The sequence below is a fragment of the Salinibacterium sp. PAMC 21357 genome (genome assembly GCF_000247645.1).
Classification (GTDB): Bacteria; Actinomycetota; Actinomycetes; order Actinomycetales; family Microbacteriaceae; genus Rhodoglobus.
Genome location: NZ_AHWA01000001.1, coordinates 1 through 2,479 on the forward strand (window position 1 = coordinate 1; position 2,479 = coordinate 2,479).

Here is a 2,479-nt window from a genome sequence, read left to right on the forward strand (position 1 = left end):
GGTCGAACCCAAGCCGAAGTGGCCCGAACCTACGGCGTCTCAAAAGGTTGGGTGTCCAAACTCGTCGCCCGCTACCGCGCCGAGGGCGAGGCCGCGTTCGAGCCCCGCTCCAGACGACCACACAGCAACCCGAACCAAACTCCCACAACAACCATTGAGCTGATCACGACCCTGCGCAAAACCCTCGCAGCCGCAGGACTCGACGCCGGCCCAGACACCATTCGCTGGCACCTTCACCACCACCACAACGTCACCGTCTCCTCAGCAACAATCAGTCGCCACCTCACCCGTGCGGGCCTGGTGACCCCCGAGCCGAAGAAGAAACCCCGCTCCTCTTACATTCGTTTCGAAGCCGCGATGCCCAACGAAACGTGGCAATCCGACTTCACCCACTACCGCCTCGCAAACGGACACGACACCGAGATCCTGCCCTGGATTGATGACTGCACCCGCTATGCGATCCGCATCACCGCCCACACCCGCGTCACTACCTCGATCGTGCTGGCCGAGTTCCGACAAGCCACCACAACCCACGGAATCCCGGCCTCCACGCTCACCGATAACGGCATGGTCTTCACCACCCGCCTCTCCGGCCTCGGCCGCCAAGGCGGCCGCAATGCCTTCGAAACAGAACTCCGCCGCCTCCACATCACCCAGAAAAATGGCAGACCCAACCACCCCACGACCCAGGGCAAAGTCGAACGCTTCCAACAAACACTAAAGAAATGGCTTCGCGCACGATCACCCCAGCCCACCACTATCGCCGAACTGCAAACCCTGCTCGACGAGTTCACCGACGAATACAACCACCGGCGACCCCACCGCTCGCTACCTCACCAAGCAACCCCGGCCACCCTTTACTCGAGCATGCCAAAAGCCCAACCATCCGGAAGCCGCGACAACGACACCCACAACCGAATACGACACGACCGGATCGACGACTCCGGCGTCGTCACCCTGCGCATCAACTCCAGAATGCACCACATCGGCATCGGACGAACCCACGCCCGAACCCACGTAATCCTGCTCATCCAGGACCACGAAGTCAGAATCGTCAACGCCACCACAGGGGAACTTCTCCGCGAGCTCACCATCAACCCCGAACGCGACTACCAACCCCAGAAACAAAGAAAACTCCCGAACCCCTGAGGGTTCGAGAGTTTCCTATGTCTTGCGAGATCACACTGTCGGGGTAGCGGTGTGTTCGTTCAGGACATAGGAAACGCATCTCTCGGGACATGGGAAACTTCTCAGCCACGATCAGAGTGTGTCCAAAGCCAAGCTCGTCATCACTGCCGTCACCCTCGAGGGTCGAACCCAAGCCGAAGTGGCCCGAACCTACGGCGTCTCAAAAGGTTGGGTGTCCAAACTCGTCGCCCGCTACCGCGCCGAGGGCGAGGCCGCGTTCGAGCCCCGCTCCAGACGACCACACAGCAACCCGAACCAAACTCCCACAACAACCATTGAGCTGATCACGACCCTGCGCAAAACCCTCGCAGCCGCAGGACTCGACGCCGGCCCAGACACCATTCGCTGGCACCTTCACCACCACCACAACGTCACCGTCTCCTCAGCAACAATCAGTCGCCACCTCACCCGTGCGGGCCTGGTGACCCCCGAGCCGAAGAAGAAACCCCGCTCCTCTTACATTCGTTTCGAAGCCGCGATGCCCAACGAAACGTGGCAATCCGACTTCACCCACTACCGCCTCGCAAACGGACACGACACCGAGATCCTGCCCTGGATTGATGACTGCACCCGCTATGCGATCCGCATCACCGCCCACACCCGCGTCACTACCTCGATCGTGCTGGCCGAGTTCCGACAAGCCACCACAACCCACGGAATCCCGGCCTCCACGCTCACCGATAACGGCATGGTCTTCACCACCCGCCTCTCCGGCCTCGGCCGCCAAGGCGGCCGCAATGCCTTCGAAACAGAACTCCGCCGCCTCCACATCACCCAGAAAAATGGCAGACCCAACCACCCCACGACCCAGGGCAAAGTCGAACGCTTCCAACAAACACTAAAGAAATGGCTTCGCGCACGATCACCCCAGCCCACCACTATCGCCGAACTGCAAACCCTGCTCGACGAGTTCACCGACGAATACAACCACCGGCGACCCCACCGCTCGCTACCTCACCAAGCAACCCCGGCCACCCTTTACTCGAGCATGCCAAAAGCCCAACCATCCGGAAGCCGCGACAACGACACCCACAACCGAATACGACACGACCGGATCGACGACTCCGGCGTCGTCACCCTGCGCATCAACTCCAGAATGCACCACATCGGCATCGGACGAACCCACGCCCGAACCCACGTAATCCTGCTCATCCAGGACCACGAAGTCAGAATCGTCAACGCCACCACAGGGGAACTTCTCCGCGAGCTCACCATCAACCCCGAACGCGACTACCAACCCCAGAAACAAAGAAAACTCCCGAACCCCTGAGGGTTCGAGAGTTTCCTATGT

General features: G+C 60.7%; 2 protein-coding genes. Both read left to right on the forward strand.

Annotation, left to right across the window (positions count from 1 at the left end):
* Positions 1 to 1,149 (forward strand): IS481 family transposase (locus ON14_RS00005; RefSeq protein WP_010202058.1); only part of this gene is annotated, 1,149 nt, incomplete at its 5' end.
* A gap of 118 nt (positions 1,150 to 1,267) precedes the next feature.
* Positions 1,268 to 2,458 carry an IS481 family transposase gene (locus tag ON14_RS00010; RefSeq protein ID WP_010202060.1) on the forward strand — a complete coding sequence of 397 codons (1,191 nt, stop codon included), beginning with the start codon at positions 1,268 to 1,270 and terminating at the stop codon, positions 2,456 to 2,458.
* Positions 2,459 to 2,479: the final 21 nt, after the last annotated feature.